General features: G+C 60.8%; 1 protein-coding gene. It reads right to left on the reverse strand.

Going from position 1 to position 1,232, the window contains the following annotated elements:
* Positions 1-2 precede the first annotated feature (2 nt).
* Positions 3-1,232, reverse strand: a 1,230-nt coding sequence (locus AC5SEO_RS26850; protein WP_495364205.1) for a BID domain-containing protein, incomplete at its 5' end; no start/stop codon positions are given.

The following is a 1,232-nucleotide window of genomic DNA, read 5'->3' on the forward strand; positions in this document are numbered from 1 at the left end:
TACTATCGGCTCAATCCAAGCCCCTGCGACCGGTTAAGCTGCCGTCCGAGTGCGTGGTCATGGCTAAGCTCGGCCATGCGCGTTCGGTTCACGATACGGGCGGTCATCTGAATGTGCTCGGCCTGCTTTGCGAGTTCCGGGCGTGCCGCTAGCTCTTCGGCGAACCTGCGAGGATCAGAACTACCAAACCGCCGCGTGAGCGCTTCGGCCACCAGCCTGGCCTCATCAAGCGCGGCTTGCCCCTCAGGTGACGATCGCAGTTCTGAGATAAACTGGCTCCGCTTCTCCAACGGCATTTTCTCCACCTTGGCGATGATCTCGGCGCTACGGGAGGTGAGGCCGGGAACCTCGATGACGTCACGCTGCTCACGCTGCCATTGTTCGCTCGCGCGTTCTTCGCCAAGCCGGCGCTGCCATGCCTCGGAGACATAGCCAATATGGGCCGACAGAGACCTGGCATATTGCAGCGCCTCTTTCCGCTCCTTGTTGTTTCCGAACAGACCTGACTTTCCGCGCAGCTCCCCGAACCGCTCGGGTTGCTCGGCCATGGCTTTCGCCATGATTTTTCCATTGCCTTCCTTCTCGGTCATCGCGGTGCGCAGTCTTGCGGCGACTTCGACCGGATCACGGAACACGTGCCGCGCGAGAGATTCCACCGTATCGAATCTCTGGTCGATGACGGACATCGCTCTTTCCCGTGCTACCTCTTCGATGCTGCGGTCGTGACGGGTGATCGCCGGTACCAGCGGAGCTGGCTTGCCGGTTTCCATCAGCGATTGTTGGACTACAGTTTCTGTGGGGGCAGGGATGGCGCCGTCTTGCGACATAACCTCGGACCACCGGATGCGGCGATAGCCTTTGTTGTCCTCAGCCCTGTGCTGATCTTCGCGGTGAACAGGGCCGGCCAGATCGCCGGCACGTTCCTCGTAAACCTGCTGACGTTCTGATGGCCGGTCCTGTTGCTCCCGTTGCAGATGGGCCGCACGGGACAAGACCTCTTGACGCTCATCTTTGGCGGAAGCAAGTTCAATCTCGCTTCTCACCCCAAACTCTTGCCGGATCCATTGGTCGCTAACGATCCATTGGTCGCTGGCGATTCCGCGGCGCTCGGCAAAGTCGCTGATGTAATCCAGCGTGCTTTCCTTCGCGCCGGAACGCGACAGGCGGCTTGTCAGCTGCTCGTACGCCAACGCGTCACCCTTGACGACACGCCACGCATTGCGCTCGGCCTG

Source organism: Agrobacterium sp. K11, assembly GCF_059429395.1.